The organism is Rhizobacter sp. P3_B12 (genome assembly GCF_056402895.1).
This window is the reverse complement of record NZ_JBFUGN010001534.1, coordinates 1-924: the sequence shown is the minus strand read 5'-3', so window position 1 is coordinate 924 and position 924 is coordinate 1. Positions and strand designations below refer to the sequence as shown.

Sequence of the window (924 nt, the reverse complement as noted above, 5' to 3'; positions counted from 1 at the left end):
CCGATGTCGTGCCACGCGATCGCGGCGCGGTCTTCACGCGCGCCGCTGACGGCGATCTTGAACTTGCGCGGCAGGAACGCGAACTCGGGGTTCAGCGTGCTCCACTGGCGCAGGATCTCGCTGTAGGGGCGGGGGTCGATGAGCTCGTCGGCCGCGACGCCGGCGAAGCAGTCGCTCGTGATGTTGCGGATGCAGTTGCCGCTGGTCTGGATGCCGTGCATGCTGACCGAGGCCAGCAGGTCCATCACGTCGGCCGCCTTCGGCAGCGGGATCCAGTTGTATTGGCAGTTCTGCCGGGTCGTGAAGTGGGCGTAGCCGCGGTCGAACTCGCGGGCGATGCGCGCCAGCATGCGCAGCTGCGTGGCACTCAGCTCGCCGTACGGCACCGCGATGCGGGACATCGGCGCATGGCGCTGGATGTACCAGCCGTTCTGCAGGCGCAGCGCGCGGAACTCGTCATCGCCCAGCGTGCCGGCGAGGTTGCGCTGGAGCTGGTCGCGGAACTGGGCCGCGCGTTGCTTGACGAACTGGGTGTCGAACGGGGTGTATTGATACATCGCCTTGAGTTCGGTTCTGGGGTCAGTGGAATACGTGGTGCCGGCGCGCCGGCAGACCCGGCATTTTCCTCGTCATTCGCACGCGCGGCGCAGGTTGCCCGTCAGCACGAGAGGGGCGACTGTACGGGCGCTCATATATAAGCTGGAAGAACATTTTCGTTGCTTGTTTATTCGACACAGGGATATAGCCCGGCGTCCCTAGAATCGCCGGATGCCTTCCTTTCTGACTTCCTCGTCCTGGGCCCGTGCGGCCGCCGTGGCTGCCGTCGTCTTGCTGGCCGGGTGCCAGACGGTGCCTCTACCGCCTTCGAATCCCGCGTCCACGCCCACCGGCAACCCGCCTGTCGTCGTGGTCGTGCCCCCGGAT

At 66.1% G+C, this 924-nt stretch carries 1 pseudogene; it reads right to left on the bottom strand.

Annotation, left to right across the window (positions count from 1 at the left end):
- Positions 1 to 557 (bottom strand): annotated as a pseudogene (locus tag AC1D01_RS36685) (nitrite reductase); the annotation flags it as partial.
- Positions 558 to 924 lie beyond the last annotated feature (367 nt).